The 20,291-nt window shown below is 63.0% G+C and carries 20 protein-coding genes; 12 read left to right on the top strand and 8 right to left on the bottom strand.

Annotated elements, in window-relative coordinates; genetic code table 11:
• Positions 1-330, bottom strand: coding sequence for a hypothetical protein (locus tag ACK59L_RS11950; RefSeq protein WP_023534182.1), 330 nt, complete (start codon positions 328-330; stop codon positions 1-3).
• Positions 323-748, bottom strand: coding sequence for a GFA family protein (locus ACK59L_RS11945; protein WP_409273807.1), 426 nt, complete (start codon positions 746-748; stop codon positions 323-325). Before ACK59L_RS11945 ends, ACK59L_RS11950 begins: the two co-directional genes overlap by 8 nt.
• Before the next feature lie 403 nt (positions 749-1,151).
• Between ACK59L_RS11945 and ACK59L_RS11940 the strand changes: the two genes are divergently transcribed.
• From ACK59L_RS11940 to ACK59L_RS11925, 4 genes are read left to right on the top strand one after another with little or no spacing between them, the layout of a single operon-like run.
• Positions 1,152-1,634: a formate dehydrogenase subunit gamma gene (locus ACK59L_RS11940; RefSeq protein ID WP_409273792.1), complete on the top strand. Its 483-nt coding sequence runs from the start codon at positions 1,152-1,154 to the stop codon at positions 1,632-1,634.
• Entirely contained in the window at positions 1,628-3,187 is a 1,560-nt protein-coding gene (locus ACK59L_RS11935) for a formate dehydrogenase beta subunit (RefSeq protein ID WP_409273790.1), read from the top strand. The genes ACK59L_RS11940 and ACK59L_RS11935 overlap by 7 nt, the downstream gene beginning before the upstream one ends.
• Entirely contained in the window at positions 3,184-6,054 is a 2,871-nt protein-coding gene (fdhF, locus tag ACK59L_RS11930) for a formate dehydrogenase subunit alpha (protein WP_409273788.1), read from the top strand. The genes ACK59L_RS11935 and fdhF overlap by 4 nt, the downstream gene beginning before the upstream one ends.
• Complete coding sequence (locus tag ACK59L_RS11925) at positions 6,051-6,254, top strand: formate dehydrogenase subunit delta (RefSeq protein ID WP_196136468.1); 204 nt, start codon at positions 6,051-6,053, stop codon at positions 6,252-6,254. Before fdhF ends, ACK59L_RS11925 begins: the two co-directional genes overlap by 4 nt.
• Positions 6,255-6,443: 189 nt before the next feature.
• Here ACK59L_RS11925 and ACK59L_RS11920 read toward each other — a convergent pair whose 3' ends face one another.
• On the bottom strand, positions 6,444-7,307 hold the full coding sequence (locus ACK59L_RS11920; protein WP_409273786.1) for a universal stress protein: 864 nt from the start codon (positions 7,305-7,307) through the stop codon (positions 6,444-6,446).
• Between the two features lie 155 nt (positions 7,308-7,462).
• Between ACK59L_RS11920 and ACK59L_RS11915 the strand changes: the two genes are divergently transcribed.
• The gene (locus ACK59L_RS11915) at positions 7,463-8,080 is read left to right on the top strand and encodes a tRNA-(ms[2]io[6]A)-hydroxylase (RefSeq protein ID WP_058605665.1); all 618 of its coding nucleotides are present in this window, start codon (positions 7,463-7,465) and stop codon (positions 8,078-8,080) included.
• A gap of 24 nt (positions 8,081-8,104) precedes the next feature.
• Here ACK59L_RS11915 and ACK59L_RS11910 read toward each other — a convergent pair whose 3' ends face one another.
• Positions 8,105-8,425, bottom strand: coding sequence for a YqjD family protein (locus ACK59L_RS11910; protein WP_027914998.1), 321 nt, complete (start codon positions 8,423-8,425; stop codon positions 8,105-8,107).
• Between the two features lie 122 nt (positions 8,426-8,547).
• Here ACK59L_RS11910 and ACK59L_RS11905 point away from each other — a divergent pair, with 122 nt between their 5' ends.
• Positions 8,548-8,811: a hypothetical protein gene (locus ACK59L_RS11905; RefSeq protein WP_058605664.1), complete on the top strand. Its 264-nt coding sequence runs from the start codon at positions 8,548-8,550 to the stop codon at positions 8,809-8,811.
• A gap of 18 nt (positions 8,812-8,829) precedes the next feature.
• Here ACK59L_RS11905 and ACK59L_RS11900 read toward each other — a convergent pair whose 3' ends face one another.
• The gene (locus ACK59L_RS11900) at positions 8,830-9,312 is read right to left on the bottom strand and encodes an LEA type 2 family protein (protein ID WP_409273783.1); all 483 of its coding nucleotides are present in this window, start codon (positions 9,310-9,312) and stop codon (positions 8,830-8,832) included.
• A gap of 132 nt (positions 9,313-9,444) precedes the next feature.
• Here ACK59L_RS11900 and ACK59L_RS11895 point away from each other — a divergent pair, with 132 nt between their 5' ends.
• The 5 genes from ACK59L_RS11895 to zapE all read left to right on the top strand — a co-directional run bounded on the left by ACK59L_RS11895 (position 9,445) and on the right by zapE (position 15,949).
• Complete coding sequence (locus ACK59L_RS11895) at positions 9,445-10,569, top strand: sigma-70 family RNA polymerase sigma factor (protein ID WP_409273781.1); 1,125 nt, start codon at positions 9,445-9,447, stop codon at positions 10,567-10,569.
• 141 nt (positions 10,570-10,710) lie between these two features.
• Positions 10,711-13,137: a TonB-dependent receptor gene (locus ACK59L_RS11890; protein ID WP_409273780.1), complete on the top strand. Its 2,427-nt coding sequence runs from the start codon at positions 10,711-10,713 to the stop codon at positions 13,135-13,137.
• A 161-nt stretch (positions 13,138-13,298) separates the two neighbouring features.
• Positions 13,299-13,616, top strand: coding sequence for a hypothetical protein (locus tag ACK59L_RS11885; RefSeq protein WP_409273778.1), 318 nt, complete (start codon positions 13,299-13,301; stop codon positions 13,614-13,616).
• Positions 13,617-13,650: 34 nt separating this feature from the next.
• Complete coding sequence (locus ACK59L_RS11880; RefSeq protein ID WP_409273776.1) at positions 13,651-14,802, top strand: PQQ-dependent sugar dehydrogenase; 1,152 nt, start codon at positions 13,651-13,653, stop codon at positions 14,800-14,802.
• 43 nt (positions 14,803-14,845) lie between these two features.
• Positions 14,846-15,949 carry a cell division protein ZapE gene (zapE, locus tag ACK59L_RS11875; protein ID WP_409273773.1) on the top strand — a complete coding sequence of 368 codons (1,104 nt, stop codon included), beginning with the start codon at positions 14,846-14,848 and terminating at the stop codon, positions 15,947-15,949.
• A 15-nt stretch (positions 15,950-15,964) separates the two neighbouring features.
• Here zapE and ACK59L_RS11870 read toward each other — a convergent pair whose 3' ends face one another.
• From ACK59L_RS11870 to yegQ, 3 genes are all read right to left on the bottom strand, one after another.
• On the bottom strand, positions 15,965-16,963 hold the full coding sequence (locus ACK59L_RS11870) for an alpha/beta fold hydrolase (protein WP_409273771.1): 999 nt from the start codon (positions 16,961-16,963) through the stop codon (positions 15,965-15,967).
• 100 nt (positions 16,964-17,063) lie between these two features.
• Entirely contained in the window at positions 17,064-17,492 is a 429-nt protein-coding gene (locus ACK59L_RS11865) for a DUF411 domain-containing protein (protein WP_409273769.1), read from the bottom strand.
• A gap of 123 nt (positions 17,493-17,615) precedes the next feature.
• Complete coding sequence (yegQ, locus tag ACK59L_RS11860; protein WP_409273767.1) at positions 17,616-18,950, bottom strand: tRNA 5-hydroxyuridine modification protein YegQ; 1,335 nt, start codon at positions 18,948-18,950, stop codon at positions 17,616-17,618.
• Between the two features lie 132 nt (positions 18,951-19,082).
• Here yegQ and ACK59L_RS11855 point away from each other — a divergent pair, with 132 nt between their 5' ends.
• Positions 19,083-20,147 carry an AI-2E family transporter gene (locus ACK59L_RS11855; RefSeq protein WP_027914987.1) on the top strand — a complete coding sequence of 355 codons (1,065 nt, stop codon included), beginning with the start codon at positions 19,083-19,085 and terminating at the stop codon, positions 20,145-20,147.
• Positions 20,148-20,291 lie beyond the last annotated feature (144 nt).

Raw genomic sequence — 20,291 nt, 5'->3', positions numbered from 1 at the left:
TTAGTCGACGCGCACGAAGACGTTCTTGGCCATGTCGCTACCGCCGACGGCCTCCAGACGCTTGCCGCCGTCGAGCACGCGTACGTTGATCAACGCCATGCCATCCTTGTTGCGCGCGGTGACCATGTCATCCTTGCGCTCCCATTCATCCACCTTCAGCTTGTTGCCGTTGGTGATGATGTAGTCCTTGGAAAACTCCCACGTCTGTTTCGGGCTCTGGATACCCATCACGGTCGTGGTTTGCTCGTAGGTGCCTTCCAGGGCGTCGTTGCCACAACCGGCGATGACGAAGAACGGCAGGGCGGCGAGGGCGAGTTTGAGTTTACGCATTGGGCTTCCTTTTCAGTGGGTCGATCTCGTTCGGCAGGGTTGATGGCAGGTGCCAGGGCGCCGCGGCGTCGAGATGCAGGTGGGTATCACGTGTGGGTACGAAGGGGGTATCGAGCGTGCCAAGGGCGATTGAGATCCAATCGGCGTATCGGCCTGCATTGCGTGACCAGAACAGGCTCGAGCCGCAGGCTGCACAGAATTGCCGTAGCACCGTGGGGGACGAGGCATAGGCCGCAAGCTGGTCAGCGCCGCGCAGCATACGCAGCGCCTCACGCGGCACACTGCCGTATGAGGCATAGGCAGCGCCGTGGCCTTTGCGGCACTGGCTGCAATGACAGTGGCTCACGGCCTTGGGCGGGCCGAGCAGTTCATAACCGATTGCCGCGCAAAGGCAGCTTCCCTGGTATGTGCTAGACAAACGCGATTCCATGCGTACGAAAAGGCGCCAGCTTAAACCTAGCGCCAAGGGGAGTCGAGCCGGTTCTGGCCACACGTGTCGGTGGCAGGTGCCTGGGAAGCGGTTTTCGCACGTCCTTGACCGTCAGGGGGCACAAGCGCGTGCTGGCGAGCCCGAAGATCGATCAGCCCGTAAAGCCGTGGGACGTCGGTTTCAGAATGCGCCTGGTCGTTCGCGCGCAACCTTCCGGTGCAGCAAGTGCCATGCTTGCAGGATGCCATTGGACCCGCGCGCAGACGCATGGACGATGGCAAGGAGGCCGCCTGCTCCACGCAACCGTGACGTGGCTGGCGCGCCGCAGCAGAACACGCCGGAACCCGCCAATACAACAACAGGGGCGGGCCGTGATGCCGAGGTCCGCTGTATGCCTGATCAAATGCTCCACCTGCCCGCTGTCCAACGTATCGTGGCCGATCACCAAGAAACGCCTGGTGCGCTGCTACCGATACTGCACGCCATCCAGCATGCTGTCGGCTACATTCCCGATGCCGCCGTCGGCGAGGTCGCCCACGCACTCAACCTGAGCCGGGCCGAGGTCCAGGGCGTCATCAGCTTCTATCATGATTTCCGCACTGCCGCGCCAGCCCGGCACACCCTGCGCCTGTGCCGGGCCGAGTCGTGCCAGAGCCGTGGCGCCGAGGCCCTGGCCGCGCAGCTGCGCGAGCAATTGGCGCTCGATGACCACGGCACCAGCGCCGACGGTGCCATCAGCCTGCGCCCGGTCTATTGCCTGGGTGCCTGTGCCTGTTCGCCAGCCCTTGAACTGGACGGTCAGGTGCACGCCCGGCTCACGCCCGAGCGGCTACGCGAGTTGGTCAAGGGTTGCCGGGAGGGCGCCACATGTTGAAGGTCCATGTCCCCCGCGATTCGGTGGCCCGAGCCGTCGGCGCAGACCAGGTGGTCGAGGCGTTGCAGCGCGAGGCCGAGCGGCGCAATGTGCAGCTGGACATTCGGCGCACCAGTTCCCGTGGCCTCTATTGGCTCGAGCCGCTGCTCGAGTGCGACAGCGGGCAGGGCCGGCAGGGTTTCGGGCCGGTGACGCCGCAGGATGTACCCGGCCTGCTGGACGCCATGATCGGTGGGCAGGCAAACCATCCGCTGGCGGTGGGGCCTGTGGAAGACATGCCTTACCTCAAGACCCAGCAGCGCCTGCTGTTCGCGCGTGCTGGCATTACCCGCCCCTTGTCCTTGGATGATTACCGCGCCCATGGCGGCTTTGCCGGCTTGGAAGCGGCCGTTGCCATGGACGGCGCCGAGGTGGTGGCTGCCGTGCTCGAATCCGGCCTGCGTGGTCGTGGCGGGGCTGCGTTTCCTGCCGGCATCAAGTGGCGCACCGTGCGCGACGCCAAGCCTGCCCAGAAGTACGTGGTATGCAACGCCGACGAAGGCGACTCCGGCACCTTCGCCGACCGCATGTTGATGGAAGGCGACCCGTACCTGCTGATCGAGGGCATGATCATCGCTGGCCTGGCGGTGGGTGCCGACAAGGGCTACATCTATGTGCGCTCGGAGTACCCGGACGCCATCGCCACACTCGACCAGGCATTCGTCATCGCACGTCAGGCAGGCTACCTGGGTACCAATGTGGCCGGTAGCGGCAAGGCGTTCGACCTCGAAGTGCGCGTGGGCGCAGGTGCCTACATTTGCGGTGAAGAAACCGCGCTGCTCGAATCCATCGAAGGCAAGCGCGGCATTGTTCGCGCCAAGCCGCCGCTCCCGGCGCTGGAAGGCCTGTTCGGCCTGCCGACCTTGGTGCACAACGTGCTGACCCTGGCCTCGGTGCCTGTCATCCTGGCCAAGGGAGCACCGTTCTACCGCGATTTCGGCATGGGCCGCTCGCTGGGCACCATGCCGTTCCAGCTGGCCGGCAATGTTCGCCACGGCGGCCTGGTGGAGCGCGCCTTCGGCTTGACGCTGCGTGAACTGGTGGAGGGCTACGGCGGCGGCACGGCCAGTGGCCGGCCGCTGAAGGCCGCCCAAGTGGGTGGGCCGTTGGGCGCCTGGGTGCCCCCCAGCCATTTCGACACGCCGCTGGACTACGAGGCCTTCGCGGCCGTGGGCGCCATGCTCGGCCACGGCGGTGTGGTGGTGGCCGACGACACCTTGAACATGGCCAGCATGGCCCGCTTCGCCTTGCAGTTCTGTGCCGAGGAGTCCTGCGGCAAGTGCACCCCGTGCCGTATCGGCTCGACCCGTGGCATGGAGGTGGTGGACCGGCTGATTGCCAGCGATGACATCACCGAGCGCCATGACCAGGCACTGCTGCTTCGCGATTTGTGCGACACCATGCAATACGGCTCGCTGTGCGCCATGGGCGGCATGACCGCTTACCCGGTCGCCAGCGCCCTCAAGTATTTCCCTGCCGATTTCGGGCTGACCCAAGCGGAGGCCGCGCAATGATCCATATCTTCGATCCGCAAACCGACCTGGGCACGCCAGCCCGTGACAGCGAAGTGCAGGTCAGCCTGAACATCGACGGCCGCGCGATCAGCGTTCCTGCTGGTACCTCGGTGATGCGTGCAGCCGCCATGCTTGGCACGACCATTCCAAAGCTGTGCGCCACCGATAGCCTCGAAGCCTTCGGCTCCTGCCGCATGTGCATGGTGGAAATCGAGGGCATGCGCGGTTACCCGGCCTCCTGCACCACGCCGGTCACCGAAGGCATGGTCGTGCGCACCGAAACGCCGCGCCTGGCGGGCTTGCGCCGTAACGTGATGGAACTGTACATCTCCGATCACCCCCTCGATTGCCTGACCTGTTCGGCCAACGGCAACTGTGAACTGCAGACCGTGGCCGGGCAGGTGGGGCTGCGCGAGGTGCGCTACGGCTATGACGGTGCCAACCATCTGGCCGAAAAGAAGGACATTTCCAACCCGTACTTCGACTACGAACCCAGCAAGTGCATCGTCTGCAGCCGATGCGTGCGTGCCTGCGAGGACATCCAGGGCACCTTTGCCCTGACCATCACCGGACGTGGCTTCGAATCCCGGGTGGCGGCGGCAGGCGGCGATAATTTCCTGACCTCCGAGTGCGTGTCGTGCGGCGCCTGCGTGCAGGCCTGTCCGACCGCGACGCTGACCGAGAAAAGCCTGGTGCAACTGGGCCAGCCGGAACGTGCGGTGATCACCACTTGCGCCTATTGCGGGGTTGGCTGCTCGTTCCGTGCCGAAATGAAGGGCGACCAACTGGTGCGCATGGTCCCGGACAAGAACGGTGGGGCCAACCACGGCCATGCCTGTGTCAAGGGCCGTTTCGCCTGGGGCTACGCCACGCACCCGGACCGCATCACCAAACCCATGATTCGCAAGCGCCTGGAAGATCCGTGGCAGGAAGTGAGCTGGGACGAGGCGGTGGCCTACGCCGCCAGCGAGTTGCGCCGCATCCAGCTCAAGTATGGCCGGGACTCCATTGGCGGTATCACCTCCAGCCGCTGCACCAACGAGGAGGCCTATCTGGTTCAGAAGCTGGTGCGCACGGCCTTCGGCAACAACAACGTCGACACCTGCGCGCGTGTCTGCCATTCCCCCACCGGCTACGGCCTGAAACAGACGCTGGGCGAGTCGGCCGGTACGCAGAGCTTCGATTCGGTGATGAAGGCCGATGTGGTGCTGGTTATCGGCGCCAACCCGACCGATGCGCACCCGGTGTTCGGTTCACAGCTCAAGCGCCGTCTGCGCGAAGGCGCTCGCCTGATCGTGATCGACCCTCGCCGCATCGACCTGGTGGATTCGCCCCATGCCCGGGCCGAGCTGCACCTGCAACTTCGTCCCGGCACCAACGTGGCCATGCTCAATGCCCTGGCCCATGTGATCGTGACCGAGGGGCTACTGGCCCAGGACTTTATCGACGAGCGCTGCGAAACCGCAGAATTCGCCCGCTGGCGCGACTTCGTCAGCCTGCCGGAAAATGCCCCCGAAGTGCTGGGCCAGGTGTGTGGCGTTGCAGCGCAGCAAATTCGCGCCGCGGCCCGGTTGTATGCCACCGGCGGCAACGCGGCCATCTACTATGGCTTGGGCGTGACCGAGCACAGCCAAGGCAGCACCGCTGTAATGGGCATTGCCAACCTGGCCATGGCCACTGGCAACATTGGCCGTGAAGGGGTAGGGGTCAACCCGCTGCGTGGGCAGAACAACGTCCAGGGTTCCTGTGACATGGGCTCGTTCCCTCACGAGCTGCCGGGTTACCGGCACATTTCCAACGAAGGTGTACGGGCCGAGTTCGAGCAGGCCTGGGGTGTGACCCTGCACCCTGATCCGGGCCTGCGCATCCCCAACATGTTCGAAGCGGCCCTCGATGGCAGCTTCAAGGCGTTGTACTGCCAGGGCGAGGATATCGCCCAGAGCGATCCGAACACCCAGCACGTTACCGCCGCCCTGCTGGCCATGGAGTGCGTGGTGGTGCAGGACATTTTCCTCAACGAAACCGCCAAGTTCGCCCATGTGTTCCTGCCGGGTAGCTCGTTCCTGGAAAAGGACGGCACGTTCACCAACGCCGAGCGCCGTATCTCGCGGGTTCGCAAGGTCATGGAGCCACTGGCGGGCAAGGCCGACTGGGAAGCGACCGTGGCATTGGCCAATGCGCTGGGCTACCCGATGAATTACCGTCACCCCTCCGAGATCATGGATGAGATCGCCCGCTTGACGCCGACCTTCCGCCGGGTGAGCTACGCCGAAATCGAGCGCCACGGCAGCCTGCAGTGGCCGTGCAACGATGCAGCGCCCGATGGCACGCCCACCATGCACATCGATCAGTTCGTCAGGGGCAAGGGGCGGTTCATGCTGACCGGGTACGTACCGACCGACGAGAAGGTCAACAGCCGCTATCCGCTGCTGCTGACCACCGGGCGCATTCTCAGCCAGTACAACGTCGGTGCCCAGACCCGGCGCACGGGCAACGTCGCCTGGCACGATGCCGATCGCCTCGAGATCCATCCGACCGATGCCGAAAGCCGTGGCATCCAGGACGGTGACTGGGTCGGTATCGGCAGCCGTGCCGGGCAGACCGTGCTGCGCGCCAAGGTCAGCAGCCGCGTGGCGCCAGGCGTCGTTTACACCACTTTCCACTTCCCGGAGTCGGGCGCGAACGTGATCACCACCGACAACTCCGACTGGGCGACCAACTGCCCCGAATACAAGGTAACGGCAGTGGAGGTGGTCAAAGTGTTCCAGCCGTCTGAGTGGCAAAAGCGTTACCAGGATTTCAGCGACGAACAGCGTCGGCTGTTGCAGGAGCGCCGATCCGCCGAGAAAGCCGAGGTGCGCCAATGAGCCAGGACAGCTTGGTGAAGATGGCCAACCAGATTGCCCACTACTTCGACAGCGAGCCGAATCGGGACCTGGCTGTGCAGGGCGTTCGCCAGCATCTACACAACTTCTGGACGCCGGTCATGCGCCGGCAGTTGGGCGAATGGATCGAGGCTAATGCGGGGGAGGGGTTGGATCCCAAGGTGAAAGAGGCGTTGGGTTAACAGGGCTTAGCTGGGATCCAGTCCACGGCTGGCGAGGTGCCGTTGTTGGAAGGGCCTTGCCGGGCGCCGGAACGGCCGCGATGGGGCTGCGCAGCGGCCCCAGGCTTCCAGCTTCGCAGCTCACATTGCTGGGGCCGCTATGCGGCCCATCGCGGCACCAGGCCGCTCATACAGGGGACTGCATGCGGTTCACCCCCGCGCCGAATTCACCAGATGCGTCATCGCCTCCTCACTCTTCAACACCAGTACATCCCCCTCCAGTGCATCGAGTACCACCTCGCAGGTATTGCCAATCAACGCGCCGGTAAGCCCTGTGCGGCACACGGTACCGATCACCGTCACCACCGCATCCAGCTGTTTTTCGGTATGAGGAATCAGCACATCGGCCGGGCCTTCGGCCACGTGCAGGCAATCGTCGGCGATACCGTACTGTGCCTGGAAAGCCGCGCACGCCTGGCGATAACGCTGTTCGATGGTGTCGCTCAGTTGATAGACAGGGTCGGCCGCCGACAGCATCGGCGATGGGTGGGCGCTGATCACATGCAGCGCCCCCTTGGCCAGCCTGGCAATCTCGTAGCCGTGGTCGACGATACTGGCATGCAGGCGCTGGTGGTCTTCGTCCTGGTTGCCCACATCCACCGCCGCCAGCACGTTGCCGCCGGTCCATGGCCGCTCGCTCTTGACCATCAGCACCGCGCACGGGCAGGCGCGCAGCAGCTTCCAGTCGGCAGGGGTGAGCAGGGCCCTCTTCAGCGGATTGTCGGGGCGATGCTCCTTGATCACCAACTCGCAGCCTTCGCGCTGCTGCACGTGGATGATGGTGTCATGCAGGTTGTCTCGCCACGCCGCTTCATGGGTGACGTGGTCAAAGCCGTCTTCCTGCAACTGCTTGCCCAGCAGGCTCAACAGCGCACTGTGATCGCGCCGCTTGTCACACATCAACAAGTGCAGGCGTGCGCCAGTGACGCTGGCGATCAGCTTGGCGCGCGTCAGCGCCCGGCTGTGGGCGTGCTCAGGGTCAAGGACGACGAGAATGCTGCGGACGGCTTGCATGGGCGTGTACTCCCTGGAGATGGGCGGGCGGTGCCAGACTATAGGCCGCGCGCGTGGCGCTGACGCTTGATGCACATCAAGCATAGCCACTGACGCCGTTGCCTGCCGCCGCTATAATCGCCGCCCCTGCCTGTCTCTGTATGGTCGTATCGTTTATGTCCCTGATCCCTGAAATCGACGCCTTCCTGGGCTGCCCTACACCCGATGCCTGGATCGAGGCGGCGCTGGCCGATCAGGAAACACTGCTGATCGACCATAAGAATTGCGAGTTCAAGGCGGCCAGCACGGCATTGAGCCTGATCGCCAAGTACAACACCCATGTTGACCTGATCAACATGATGTCGCGCCTGGCGCGCGAGGAGCTGGTTCATCACGAGCAGGTCTTGCGGCTGATGAAGCGCCGAGGCGTACCCCTGCGCCCTGTGTCCGCGGGTCGCTACGCCTCGGGCCTGCGTCGCCTGGTGCGTGCCCACGAGCCGGTCAAGCTGGTAGATACGCTGGTGGTGGGGGCATTCATCGAGGCACGCAGCTGCGAACGCTTCGCGGCCCTGGCGCCGCACCTGGATGAAGAACTGGGCCGTTTCTATCACGGCCTGCTCAAGAGTGAAGCGCGCCACTATCAGGGCTACCTCAAGTTGGCGCACCACTATGGCGATGAGGCGGACATTGCGCGCCGGGTTGAACTGGTACGCGCCGCTGAAGCGGAACTCATCGCCTCACCGGATCAAGAGCTGCGTTTTCACAGCGGTATACCGCTGGCACTGGCCGCCTGAGCACAGCAGGCGGCAGGGTGGGTGTCAGTCGCGCCGGCCCAGCAGCAGGCCCACCACCAGGCCAACGCCCGCTGAAAGTGCCACGGTCTGCCACGGGTGGCCGCCAATGTAGTCTTGGGTGGCCGCGACCATGGGCTTTGCCTTGTCACGCAGGTTACCGGCCGCTTCCCGGGCCTGACGCAGCTTGAGGCTGATCTGGGTGCGCAGGGTTTCGGCCTCTTCGCCAACCAGCGCAGCGCTGTCGTTGAGCAACCGCTCGGATTCCTCGATCAGCGCCTGCAGCTCGCTGAATACCTGGTCCTTGATCTGGTCGCTGTCGGGTACTGCGGCATTTTTACGGGCCATGCCATGCTCCTCCTGGACGGGTCGTTAGAACAATGGATACTCGTGCGCCAGAAAAGTTGCCTCGCAGTGGGCGCTGGCGCCTTGGTGTAAGATACCGATCATTTCCATCAGGCAGGTGATTCATGAGTTTCAATCTGGCCAACATGAGCTATGAGGAACGGGCACAGATCGAGGCCGAGAAAGCCCGGCTGTTCGAGATGTGGCAGGCCAACCTGGGTAAGGCCAAGGGCGAGGCGGCCCGGCTTATCGCCGAAAAACCTCGGCGCAAGGGCAAGTGGGCCGAATGGGTGCGCAATGAGCTGGACAACATGACCCCGCCCGAATACGCCAGCATGGTGCGCAGCGAAGTCAACAAGCTCATGGCCGCTGCCAGCGCCGCTCGTTGAGCGGGTGCACGCGCCGTCTTACCACTCGCTGCCCTTGGGCAGGTCCAGCGTGCCTTTGTCACTGAACCGCACCGTGCCGAAAGGGCCACTGGCCAGTTTGCCGCGCAGCGTGTAGGGCAGGCCTTGCAGCGCGTTCAGCTTGCCTAGCCCATAGGCCTGGCGCAGAAACGCAAATGCGGTGATGCTCACCGGCACTTGGACCACCGCCTCGCCATACCGGCCAATCTGTCCGGCCTGGTCGCTGACGCCCGCTGCCAATGGCTGGCCGTTGACCTCCAGGTTCACTGCAATACCGTTGTACTCGATCGGCGCCTCATTGGGGTTCTGCACCCGTAGCTTTACCGCCATGCGCAACTCCAGGTCTTGTCCAGGCAAGGGCTCCAAGCCGATCACGCTGATCGAAACCGGATCCCGGGGTTGCAACAGCGCGCACGCGCCCAAGGTCGCCGACATCAGCAGGACAGTAAGCAGACGGGTGATGAGCAAAGGGCGAAGGGTCATGGGGCAAGGCCTTGGAAAGAATCGTCCGGCAGTGTGGCAAATGCTCGGCAGCGTTGAAAGTGTCGGTATAGATGAAAGATACTGTTTCTCATTAACGCCCGATAATTTCTCTTACTGTGTAGTTGCCTAACCATGCTGACGTCTCACGTGCCGGGCCTGCTGGCAAGTTTCCAGGAACACTATGACGACTTGTTGCAGTTTCTGACCCGGCGCATGCGTGACCGCCAGCGCGCTGCGGACGTTGCCCACGAAACCTACTTGAGGCTTGCGCAGATCGATGCGCACGCTGTGCCGGTGGTGCACCCGCGCAGCTTCATCTTTCGCGTGGCGGGAAACATTGCGATCGATGCCCTGCGTCGTGACCAGCGCCTTGCCGCCTGCCACGACGACAGTGAGGGCATGGTACACGTGGCCTGTGGCGCGCCGGCACCGGAGGCGGCGTTACTGGCCAGCGAGCGCCTGCAGATTCTCGATCAGGCTCTGCTGCAACTGCCCCCCAAAGCGCGCCAGGCGCTGTTGCTCAATCGCGTGGAAGGGTTGACGCAAAGGCAGGTGGCGCAAAGGCTCGGCGTGTCCGAAAGCATGGTGGCCAAGTACATCGGGCAGGCGCTGCGGCACTGCCGGGGATGGCTGCAGAAAGCCGGTGTCGCGGCGTGCATGGCGTTGATGCTGGGCAGTTGGTTGGCGTGGCAGCAGGCACCTGTATGGTTGTCCGACTATCACACCGGTACCGGCGAGCGGCGCATGCTCACCTTGCCCGATGGCACCCGCGTCACCCTCAACAGCGCCAGTGCCATAAAGGTGGAATTCGACGCGCACGCACGTCGGGTGGTGATAGTGGCTGGCGAGGCGCTGTTCGAGACGTCCGCCGAGGCCCGTCCTTTCGTGGTCGAAACGGCAGGGCTGCCGGTAAACGGCACCGGGGCGAGGTTCAGCGTGCGGCGCGACGGGCATGTGGTCCTTGGCCAGGGTGCTGCGCGGCAGGGCGCTCAAGCCTTGAGCGTAGCGGCCGATGCCGATGCGCAGCTGGCCTGGCAACGGGGCAAGTTGATCTTCAATGGCAAGCCTTTAGGCCAAGTGCTGGCTGAGCTTGAGCGCTATCGCCTTGGGCGTATCGTGTTGTCGGATCAACAGCTAGCGGGTCTTGAGGTCAGTGGCGTGTTCGACCTGGATGATCCGCATGCCATGCTGCGCACCCTGGAACAGCGGTATGGCCTGAAAGTCACCTACCTGCCGTGGCTCGCCGTGGTGTATTGATCTTCAAAGCGGCCCTGTCGAAACCTACCGAAAAAACTTTTCATCGGCACTGCAAGTTCTCGTGGGCTGGATCGTCGTAGTGGGGCTAAGCCGCAAACCATTCCCATTCACGACTCGCCTGGAAGCTTTCTCGTGCCTCTCATGCCCACGCTCTCGAATAGCCGCTGCCGTTTTCTGCCACCTGTGTTGATGTCGTGCGGCGCGTTGGCCGTATTGGCCGGCGCGCTGCCCGCTCACGTCGCTGCTGCAACACAGCAGGGATATGTGCAGACCGCGCAGGTACAGCTGGATGTCCCGGTGCAGCCGCTGGACCAGGCTTTGACGCGCTTTGCCGATCAGGCCGGCCTGCATTTGCTGTACACCACCGCTGACGTGGCTGGCCTGCACAGCCCGAGCCTGCAGGGCGCCTACAGTGTCGAGCAAGCCTTGCAGCGGTTGCTCGAAGGCACCGGCTTGAGCTGGCAGTTCACCGATGCGCGTACGGTGACGCTGCGCAAGCACGATACCCCCCAGCAGGCCATCAACCTCAAGCCGATTGAAGTAAGCGTGGCCTCGCGCACCAGTACTGCCATCAGCGAGATTCCGGGCACCGTGTGGGTGGTCGATCAGCAGCAACTGCGCGAGCAGATCGACAGTGGCGTAAGCCTCAAGGAAGCCATCGGCAAACTGGTGCCTGGCCTTGACCTGGCGCCGGAGGGGCGCACCAACTACGGGCAGAACATGCGTGGGCGCAGCGTGCTGGTGATGATCGATGGCGTCAGCCAGAACAGCTCGCGAGGCCTGTCGCGCCAGTTCGACAGTATCTCGCCTTTCAACGTGCAGCGCGTCGAAGTGCTGTCCGGCGCCAGCGCCATCTACGGGGGCGGTGCGACCGGGGGCATCATCAACATCGTGACAAAAAAGGGCGAGGCGGGCCCTGCGCGTTTCGAAACTCAGCTGGGTGCCAGCAGCGGTTTCAACAACAGCGATGATCTGGCGACCCGCTTCGCCCAGTCGATCAGCGGCGGCAACGAGCGGTTCAATGCGCGTCTTGGTGTGTCCGGCGAGCAGAACGAGGCGTTCTACGATGGAGCAGGCGATCAGATCTTCATCGACAATACCCAGACCGACCTGCAATACAACCGCACCCTGGACCTGCTTGGCAGCCTGGGCATGCAGTTCGATGATCAACAGAGCCTTGACCTGCTGGCCCAGTACTATGATTCCGGCAACCATGGCAGCACCGGCATCTGGTTTCCCAACCTCAATTACAATGGCCCCTCCGACCTCGAAGAGGCCCAGTTGCGCAGCGGGTACTCGTCCGATCTGAACCCGCGCACCCGGCGCGTGCTGCTCAATGCCAATTACCACCACAATGATGTGCTGGGCCAGGATTTCTACCTGCAGGCTTCCTACCGCAAGGAAAACAACAACTTCTACCCGTTCCCGTACTACAACCGTGGTACACCGACCGGCTCGCGCGGTGTGTATTTTGCAGCCTCGCAGCAGAACTTCGAGGTCACCAGCCTCAAAGGGCTGTTCGCCAAGCAGTGGGACACGCTGAAATTCACCTATGGCGTGGACATTGACCGCGAACGTTTCAACGCTGACCAGACCGTGTTCGATGCGCGGGTGTCCTCCGAAAGCGGCGGGCTGGATCTGGACAAGGCCAGCAAGGCTGCGCGCTACCCCAGTTATGTGGTCGATGGGGTCTCGTTGTATGGCCAGCTTGAATGGCGCGCCACCGACAACCTGACGTTCTCCGGCGGCGCCCGGCGCCAGCAGATGGATGTGGAGGTGGGTGACTACAAGGGCGTTCCAGGTGGGAGTAACGACTATCAGGTCAATCTCTACAACCTGGGGGCGATCTACGACTTCAAGAACGGCCACCAGCTGTGGGCCAACTACGGCGAAGGCTTTGACCTGCCCGATCCGGCCAAGTACTACGGCAAGCCCGGCCTTAGTGTCGGGGACAACCCGCTGGCCGGGATCAAGAGCCGCCAGGTGGAGTTAGGCTGGCGCTATGCCGACGTGCAGTGGGACGCTCAAGCCGCGCTGTACTACATCTGGTCGGACAAGATCATCAATGTGGATTCGCAAACCCTCACCATTGACGTCGAAGACCAGAAAAGTCGCGACTTTGGCTTCGAAGGGGCACTCACCCGCCACTTCGACCGAGGTTGGGAAGCCGGCGGCACGCTGCACCTTACCCGTTCCGAGGAAGAGGCAGACGGCGGCGGGTGGCGCAAGCGTGATGCGCGTTATGCTTCCTTGTCCAAAGCCACCGCGTTCGTTGGCTGGAAGGATGACGGGCGCAGTGCGCGGTTGCAGGCCAATCGGGCCTTCAGCTTGAAGGACGATGCCCAACACAAGATCGATGGCTATACCACGCTCGATCTACTGGGCAGCCAGGACACCGGCTACGGCACCTTCAGCGCAGGTATCCAGAACTTGCTGGACAAGCAGTACAGCACGGTGTGGGGCCAGCGGGCGACGCTGTTCTACTCGCCCACCTACGGGCCTGCCTACCTCTACGATTACCAAGGGCGAGGCAGGACCTACACGCTGACCTGGAGCCTTGCGTACTAAGGCTTTTGCGCTCGGCTCAGGCAACACCGGCGCCCCGATCAAGGGGCGCTGGTTGAAACATCGTGAATCACCTGCAGCGTCGCCAAGCCTTTTGACCCGAACCCTTTGGGCCGTAGGCTATCAAAGCCACCAGGCCAGGCGTTTTCGTACGGAGGTGAAGCATGAAACTGACACTACCGTTGTTGGTAATAGGTATGGCGGTTTGGTTACCTACCCATGCGACCGCGCAGCCGTGGCTGCACGTTGCCGCCAATGGCAACAACCCCTACAACAGCCCCGTGCAACGCGCCAACCCCAACAGCCGTCAGGGCAGCGTCCCGGCGACGCCGCCTGTGCGCGGCCCGTCTACCCAGCCCATGCCACGCACGCCGACGGTCGAGAACCGCGGCATCGGCAATGGTGAAAACCTGCGCCGTCAGCAGCAAACGCCCAATCTGGAACCTACGCGGCCCCCGCGGGACAACCCGCGCGTGCCCTGACTCCAGCCCCCCGAATCTGTCAAAGGAACTTCGCATGTCCCGAGCAACCTGGCTGGTTACCCTGGCCGCTGCCGCATTAGCGCCGCTGTTGGCCCATGCCGCTGCCCAGCAGACGTTCAAAAGTGAAGAGGGCACCCTTACCGTCGATACCGTGGCCAACGGTCTGCGTACGCCGTGGGCGCTGGCGTTCCTGCCTGGCGGCCAGGACATGCTGGTCACCGAACGCATCGGCAACCTGCGCGTGATCAATGCCGAGGGCAAGGTAGGCCCGCCCATCAGTGGCGTGCCCAAAGTCTGGGCCGAAGGCCAGGGCGGCTTGCTGGATGTGGCCTTGTCGCCCGAGTTCGACAAGGACCGTACGGTGTACCTGTCCTATGCCGAGGAGGGCAGCGACGGCAAGGCCGGGACCGCTGTGGGCCGTGGCCAGCTGTCGACCGATCGCGCCCGCCTGGAAAACTTCACCGTTATCTTCCGCCAGCAACCCAAGCTGTCGGAGGGCAACCATTTTGGGTCGCGCCTGGTGTTCGACCGCAACGGGTATCTGTTCATCGCCCTGGGTGAGAACAATCAGCGCTCGACGGCTCAGGACCTGGATAAGCTGCAGGGCAAGGTCGTGCGCATCCTGCCAGATGGCGAGGTTCCCAAGGACAACCCATTCTATGGCCAGAAGAACGTGCGCCCCGAAATCTGGTCGTTTGGCCACCGTAACCAGCAGGGCGCTGCGTTGAATCCTTGGACGGGCGCGTTGTGGACCAACGAACACGGCCCCCGTGGCGGTGACGAAATCAACATTCCGAAGCCGGGCAAGAACTACGGTTGGCCCATCGCAACCCACGGCATCAACTATTCGATGCTGCCCATACCAGAGGCCAAGGGTAAACATGTAGATGGCATGGTCGATCCGCACCACGTGTGGGAGAAGTCGCCCGGTGTCAGCGGCATGGCGTTCTATGACAGCCCCGTGTTCACCGCATGGGATCACAACGTGTTCATCGGCGCGTTGGCCACACAGGAGCTGATCCGCTTGCAGCTCAAGGGCGACAAGGTGGTGCACGAGGAGCGCCTGCTGGGCGACTTGAAGGCGCGCATTCGTGATGTTCGGGTAGGGCCGGACGGTTACCTGTACGTGTTGACCGATGCCAAGGATGGCGAGCTGCTGAAGGTGGGCCTGGCGCGGCCCGACTGAAGCCGCGCTGTCGTCGGCAAGGAGGCGACAGGTACAATGCGCCATGACCATCGATCCCTTGCAACGCTACCAGCAAGCCCTGGAAACCCAGGGCTTTGTCGTTGACCCCGCACAGCGCCTCTCTATCGAGGCGCTGCAGGCCTGCTTCGAGGCTGTCGAGCGTGGACGATCCAGCCAGGGCCTCTACCTGTGGGGGCCAGTGGGGCGGGGCAAGACCTGGTTGATGGATCAGTTTCACCGTTGCCTGACCGTGCCGAGTCGCCGCCAGCATTTTCACCACTTCATGGCTTGGGTGCACCGCCGGTTGTTTCAGCTCAATGGCACGCCGGATCCCCTTATGGCGCTGGCGGAGGAGCTAGGAAGCGAAATCCGCGTGCTGTGCTTCGATGAGTTGTTCGTCAGTGACATTGCCGACGCAATCATTCTCGGCCGTTTGTTCCAGGTACTGTTCGACCTGGGTGTGGCGGTGGTTGCCACGTCCAATCAGCCGCCAGGGCAACTGTACCGTGATGGCTTCAACCGCGAACGTTTTCTGCCCGCCATCGCTGCCATCGAGCGGCACATGCGTGTGCTGCCGGTAGCGGGTGAGCAAGACCATCGGCAACACCCGGGCCTGCCGTGCCAGCGCTACTGGGTCACCGACGACCGGGGCAGTCACCTGGCCGCGGTCTTCGAGCGACTGAGCCCGGACGACCCAGGCACCGACCAGCCCCTCATGCTGGGCAGTCGGCAGGTGCAGGTGATGCGCCGAAGTGCGAAGGCCATCTGGTGCCGTTTCGACGCGTTGTGCGAACAACCGATGGCTACCCAGGAATTCATGGCGCTGTGCGACCGTTTCGCGGCGATCCTGGTCGCGGACATACCGGCGCTGAGTGGTCAGCAACAGGCCGGGCGTATCGCCCGCGGCACGGAGGACGGCGCCTCCCGTGTGCTAGCGGGCGACCGCGACTTGCCGGCACTCTCGCCCAAGGATGATGCCGTGCGCCGCTTCATCGCCTTGGTCGATGAATGCTACGACCGCCGTGTGGCGCTGTACCTGGAGGCACAGGTGCCGCTCGAGGCGCTGTACACGCAGGGGTATCTCGCCTTCCCCTACCAGCGCACCCTCAGCCGGCTGCGTGAAATGCAGCTGCAGCGCTTCGCCTGATGCAGCCACGCACGATTAGCGATCCAGCCACTGGATCAGTGTGCGATTGAAACGCTTGGGTTCCTCGATCTGCGGCGCGTGGCCCATGCCTTCGAAAGTGATCAGTTCGCCTTTGGGAATGAGCCTGGCCACCTGCGGGCCGAGCAAGGCGTAGTTGCCCAGCCTGGCCTTGACTTGCGGCGGTGCGATGTCACTGCCGATTGCCGTGGTGTCCTTGTCACCGATCAACAAAAGGGTTGGCATCTGCAGGTCCTTGAACTCGTGATAAACCGGTTGGGTGAAGATCATGTCGTAGATCAAGGCCGAGTTCCACGCCACCCGCTCGTGCCCTGGGCCCTGGTTCAGGCCCACCAGCATCTGCACCCAGCGCTCATATTCCGGTTTCCAGCGGCCGGCATAGTAGGTTTTGCGCTCATAATCACGTACCCCGGCCGCATCGAGCTTGAGTTCGCGGGCATACCACTGGTCAACGGTGCGGTACGGCACCCCCAGGGCCTTCCAGTCCTCCAGGCCGATGGGGTTGACCATGGCCAGGCGCGTGACCTGCTGCGGGTACATCAAGGCGTAGCGGGTGGCTAGCATCCCCCCGGTCGAATGCCCCAGCACGATGCTCTGCTTCACGCCCAAGTGCTCGAGCAGTGCATGGGTATTGCTGGCCAGTTGCTGGAAGCTGTACTGGTAGTGCGCAGGTTTGCTGGATGTGCAGAAACCGATCTGGTCTGGGGCAATAACGCGGTAGCCTGCCTTGCTCAAGGCATCGATGCTGGTTTCCCAGGTGGCTGCGCAAAAATTCTTGCCGTGCATGAGCACGACCGTGCGGCCGTTGGCATTGCCCGACGCCGGGACGTCCATGTAACCCATTTGCAGCGATTGGCGCTGTGATTCGAAGTCGAAGTGCTTGAGCGTATGCGGGTAGTCGAACCCTTCGAGCTGGGCGCCGTAGGTAGGCGATTGGCCGGCAATGGCCGGGCTACTGGCCAGGCACACCATGGCCAGGGCGGATGCACGCAGCATGAGGCACTCCATGTCAGATCAAGTAGGAAGACTCGACTGTAGCAGCAGGGCAGTGGCCATAGAGGCCCAAGGTGTTACCAACCGTGAAACCGGCGCCAGGTCAGTAATCGGCGACCACCGCGTCCTTGCCCTGAGCGTCGATACCGATGACCTGATAGGCATCCCTGCGCTCACCCATTTCCATGCCCGGCGAACCGGCTGGCATGCCTGGAACGGCCATGCCCTTGAGGTCACTGCGGCTAACCAGTTCACGCACGTGGGTAGCGGGGACATGGCCTTCGACGAACTTGCCCGCGATGACCCCGGTATGACACGACGCATGCTGCGGCGGGACTTGCAGGCGTTGCTTGACGGCGCTCATGTCTGGTTCGACATGGTCGTTCACGGTAAAGCCGTTCTCTTGGAGGTGACTGATCCAGGCTTTGCAGCAACCACAGTTGGGGTCGCGGTAGACGTCGATGGTGTCGGTGGCCTGTGCAAGGGCGGTGAAGGTCAACAGGCCAAGGGCCAGGCAATTTGAACGCAGCATGGACAAGTTCCTTATAAACGTGTGACCTGCGGCCAGCATAGCGCACGGCCTGGTCCAAACGTGCAAGGCGGCAGGGTCGCCCCCTCTGGCTTTCAACTTGCTGACCGGCGCATTACAGTTTCGTCAGCCAGTGGCCTGGTCATTGTGCAGGTCGCGCATCAGCAGCCCGAACGCCAACGACACCTGTTCAGGGACTGGCAGGTACACCACATGGCCATCCCCGGGTGCGACTTCGATGGCCTGCTGCTGCCGGTCGTGCAACTGATTCAGGTCGAAGTGGTAGTTGCCGCGGGGTGTCATCAGCTCCAGATGGTCGCCCAGGGCGAAGCGGTTCTTGACCTTGACCTCGGCCCAACCATTTACCCGCCGCCCGGTCAGTTCACCCACGAACTGCTGGCGCTCGGACACCGAGCTGCCGCGCTGATAATTCTGGTACTCATCGTGCACATGACGGCGCAAAAAGCCTTCGGTGTAGCCCCGTTGGGCCAGGGACTCGAGGTTGTCCATCAAAGTGCGGTCGAAAGGCTGCCCATTGGCCGCATCGTCGATGGCCTTGCGGTAGGACTGCACGGCCCGTGCGCAATAGAAATGCGACTTGGTGCGGCCCTCGATCTTGAGCGAGTGCACACCCATGCGCGCCAGTCGCTCGACATGCTGGATGGCCCGCAGGTCCTTGGCGTTCATGATGTAGGTGCCGTGCTCGTCTTCGAACGCGGGCATTTCGGTACCGGGACGCTCGCTTTCCTGCAACAGGAACACCTGTTCGGTGGGCGCACCCTGGCCCAGCGTCGGCTGCACGTGGTGCACGATATCACCGGTGATGCTCTCGGTCGCCGGCGTGACGTCATACTTCCAGCGGCAGGCGTTGGTACAGGTGCCCTGATTGGCATCACGCTTGTTCAGGTAGCCCGACAGCAGGCAGCGGCCTGAATAGGCCATGCACAGCGCCCCATGCACGAAGACTTCCAGCTCCATGCCAGGTACTTGCTGACCAATTTCCTCGATCTCTTCAAGTGACAGCTCCCGCGACAGGATCACGCGGCTGATGCCTTGCTGCTGCCAGAACTGCACGCTGGCCCAGTTGACCGTGTTGGCCTGTACAGAAAGATGCACGGGCATCTGCGGATAGTGCTGGCGTACCAGCATGATCAGGCCTGGGTCGGACATGATCAACGCGTCCGGTGCCATGGCGATCACAGGGGCCAGGTCCTTGAGGAAGGTCTTGAGCTTGGCATTGTGAGGCGCGATGTTGACCACCACATAGAAGCGCTTGCCCAGCGCATGAGCCTCCTGGATGCCCAACGCCAGATTGGCATGGTCGAAAGCATTGTTGCGCACCCGCAGGCTGTAGCGGGGCTGACCGGCATAGACCGCGTCAGCACCGTAGGCGAAGGCATAGCGCATGGTGTGGAGCGTGCCGGCAGGCGCCAGCAATTCGGGCTTGGCAACAGAAGTCATGAATACACCGGGTAAAGGGCGCGGATGCTAAGCCGCTTGCAGTTCGGCCTTATTGATCTGAATCAAGGGGCAGGTGGCACTTTTACCCCAGCGCCACGCACTAATACCCCAGAACCCATCCGAGGACCGGAAATGAACGAAACTGCTTTGCAGAACAAGGCGCTGGCGGTGCTCCTGGCACTGGTGACCATTGCCTTCGTCTGGATTTTGCTGCCTTACTACGGCGCCATCTTCTGGGCAGTAATCCTGGGCATCCTGTTCGCGCCGTTGCAACGCAACCTGCTCATGCGCTTCGGGCGCCGCCGCAACGTGGCCGCTGCCGTGACCACGCTGATCTGCTTACTGGTGGCGGTATTGCCGGTGATCATCATCAGCGGCCTGCTGGTGCAGGAAGGGGCAACGCTTTATCAACGCATCCAGAGTGGCCAGCTGGACATCGCAGGGTATGTTGAGCGGGGCAAGGACATGCTGCCAACGTTTGCCCAGAACGCGCTGGATAACCTGGGCATGGGCAACCTGGAGGCCCTGCGTGACAAGATCACCACCTGGGCCTCCCAGGGCAGCCAGGTCCTGGCTACCCAGGCGTTCAGCTTTGGCCAGGGCACATTCGATTTCGTGGTGGGCTTCGGCATCATGATGTACCTGCTGTTCTTCTTCCTGCGTGAAGGTGCCGAGGTGGTGCGCAAGGTGCGCATGGCCGTGCCGCTGCCTGAACACCAGAAGCGCCGCCTGCAGTTGAAGTTCAAGCGTGTAGTGCGCGCCACGGTCAAGGGCAACGTGCTAGTGGCCATCACTCAAGGAGCGCTGGGCGGCTTGATTTTCTGGATCCTGGGGATCCCTAGCGCGCTGGTCTGGGCGGTGATGATGGCTTTCCTTTCGCTGCTGCCCGCCGTTGGCGCAGGCATCGTCTGGGGGCCTGTGGCGATCTATTTCCTGATGACCGGCGCAATCCTGCAGGGCGTGATCCTGACCGCGTTCGGCGTGCTGGTGATCGGCCTTGTCGACAACGTGCTCAGGCCCATCCTGGTCGGCAAGGATACCCGCATGCCCGATTACCTGATCCTGGTCTCCACCTTGGGCGGCCTGTCGGTGTTCGGGCTCAACGGTTTCGTCATTGGCCCGCTGATCGCCGCGTTGTTCATCTCCAGCTGGGCGATCTTTGCGTCGAGCAAGCCTCAAGTGCAGCTGCCGCGATAACCGCAAGCCAAGTGCTGGCTTTCGCTGAACGGAGGCAGGCCGCCAGGTCTGCCCTTCATCATCCGGCCTCGCACAAAAAGCAGGCCGGCTCAATGAGGTGGTCGAGTTCCCTCTGTCTTGGTTCGCAGGTTTCGGTAAAGGTGC

It is taken from the genome of Pseudomonas sp. KCJK9111 (assembly GCF_046231935.1).
Classification (GTDB): domain Bacteria; phylum Pseudomonadota; class Gammaproteobacteria; order Pseudomonadales; family Pseudomonadaceae; genus Aquipseudomonas; species Aquipseudomonas parafulva_B.
Note: the sequence above shows the minus strand (reverse complement) of the source record. Positions and strands in the feature narration are given on the sequence as shown.

Excerpts from the sequence above, each read along its gene's own strand:
- ACK59L_RS11950 (WP_023534182.1), bottom strand. The coding sequence starts at position 330 with ATGCGTAAACTCAAACTCGCCCTCGCCGCCCTGCCGTTCTTCGTCATC.
- ACK59L_RS11940 (WP_409273792.1), top strand. The coding sequence starts at position 1,152 with ATGCCTGATCAAATGCTCCACCTGCCCGCTGTCCAACGTATCGTGGCC.
- ACK59L_RS11935 (WP_409273790.1), top strand. The coding sequence starts at position 1,628 with ATGTTGAAGGTCCATGTCCCCCGCGATTCGGTGGCCCGAGCCGTCGGC.
- fdhF (WP_409273788.1), top strand. The coding sequence starts at position 3,184 with ATGATCCATATCTTCGATCCGCAAACCGACCTGGGCACGCCAGCCCGT.
- ACK59L_RS11925 (WP_196136468.1), top strand. The coding sequence starts at position 6,051 with ATGAGCCAGGACAGCTTGGTGAAGATGGCCAACCAGATTGCCCACTAC.
- ACK59L_RS11920 (WP_409273786.1), bottom strand. The coding sequence starts at position 7,307 with ATGCAAGCCGTCCGCAGCATTCTCGTCGTCCTTGACCCTGAGCACGCC.
- ACK59L_RS11915 (WP_058605665.1), top strand. The coding sequence starts at position 7,463 with ATGTCCCTGATCCCTGAAATCGACGCCTTCCTGGGCTGCCCTACACCC.
- ACK59L_RS11910 (WP_027914998.1), bottom strand. The coding sequence starts at position 8,425 with ATGGCCCGTAAAAATGCCGCAGTACCCGACAGCGACCAGATCAAGGAC.
- ACK59L_RS11905 (WP_058605664.1), top strand. The coding sequence starts at position 8,548 with ATGAGTTTCAATCTGGCCAACATGAGCTATGAGGAACGGGCACAGATC.
- ACK59L_RS11900 (WP_409273783.1), bottom strand. The coding sequence starts at position 9,312 with ATGACCCTTCGCCCTTTGCTCATCACCCGTCTGCTTACTGTCCTGCTG.
- ACK59L_RS11895 (WP_409273781.1), top strand. The coding sequence starts at position 9,445 with ATGCTGACGTCTCACGTGCCGGGCCTGCTGGCAAGTTTCCAGGAACAC.
- ACK59L_RS11890 (WP_409273780.1), top strand. The coding sequence starts at position 10,711 with ATGCCCACGCTCTCGAATAGCCGCTGCCGTTTTCTGCCACCTGTGTTG.
- ACK59L_RS11885 (WP_409273778.1), top strand. The coding sequence starts at position 13,299 with ATGAAACTGACACTACCGTTGTTGGTAATAGGTATGGCGGTTTGGTTA.
- ACK59L_RS11880 (WP_409273776.1), top strand. The coding sequence starts at position 13,651 with ATGTCCCGAGCAACCTGGCTGGTTACCCTGGCCGCTGCCGCATTAGCG.
- zapE (WP_409273773.1), top strand. The coding sequence starts at position 14,846 with ATGACCATCGATCCCTTGCAACGCTACCAGCAAGCCCTGGAAACCCAG.
- ACK59L_RS11870 (WP_409273771.1), bottom strand. The coding sequence starts at position 16,963 with ATGCTGCGTGCATCCGCCCTGGCCATGGTGTGCCTGGCCAGTAGCCCG.
- ACK59L_RS11865 (WP_409273769.1), bottom strand. The coding sequence starts at position 17,492 with ATGCTGCGTTCAAATTGCCTGGCCCTTGGCCTGTTGACCTTCACCGCC.
- yegQ (WP_409273767.1), bottom strand. The coding sequence starts at position 18,950 with ATGACTTCTGTTGCCAAGCCCGAATTGCTGGCGCCTGCCGGCACGCTC.
- ACK59L_RS11855 (WP_027914987.1), top strand. The coding sequence starts at position 19,083 with ATGAACGAAACTGCTTTGCAGAACAAGGCGCTGGCGGTGCTCCTGGCA.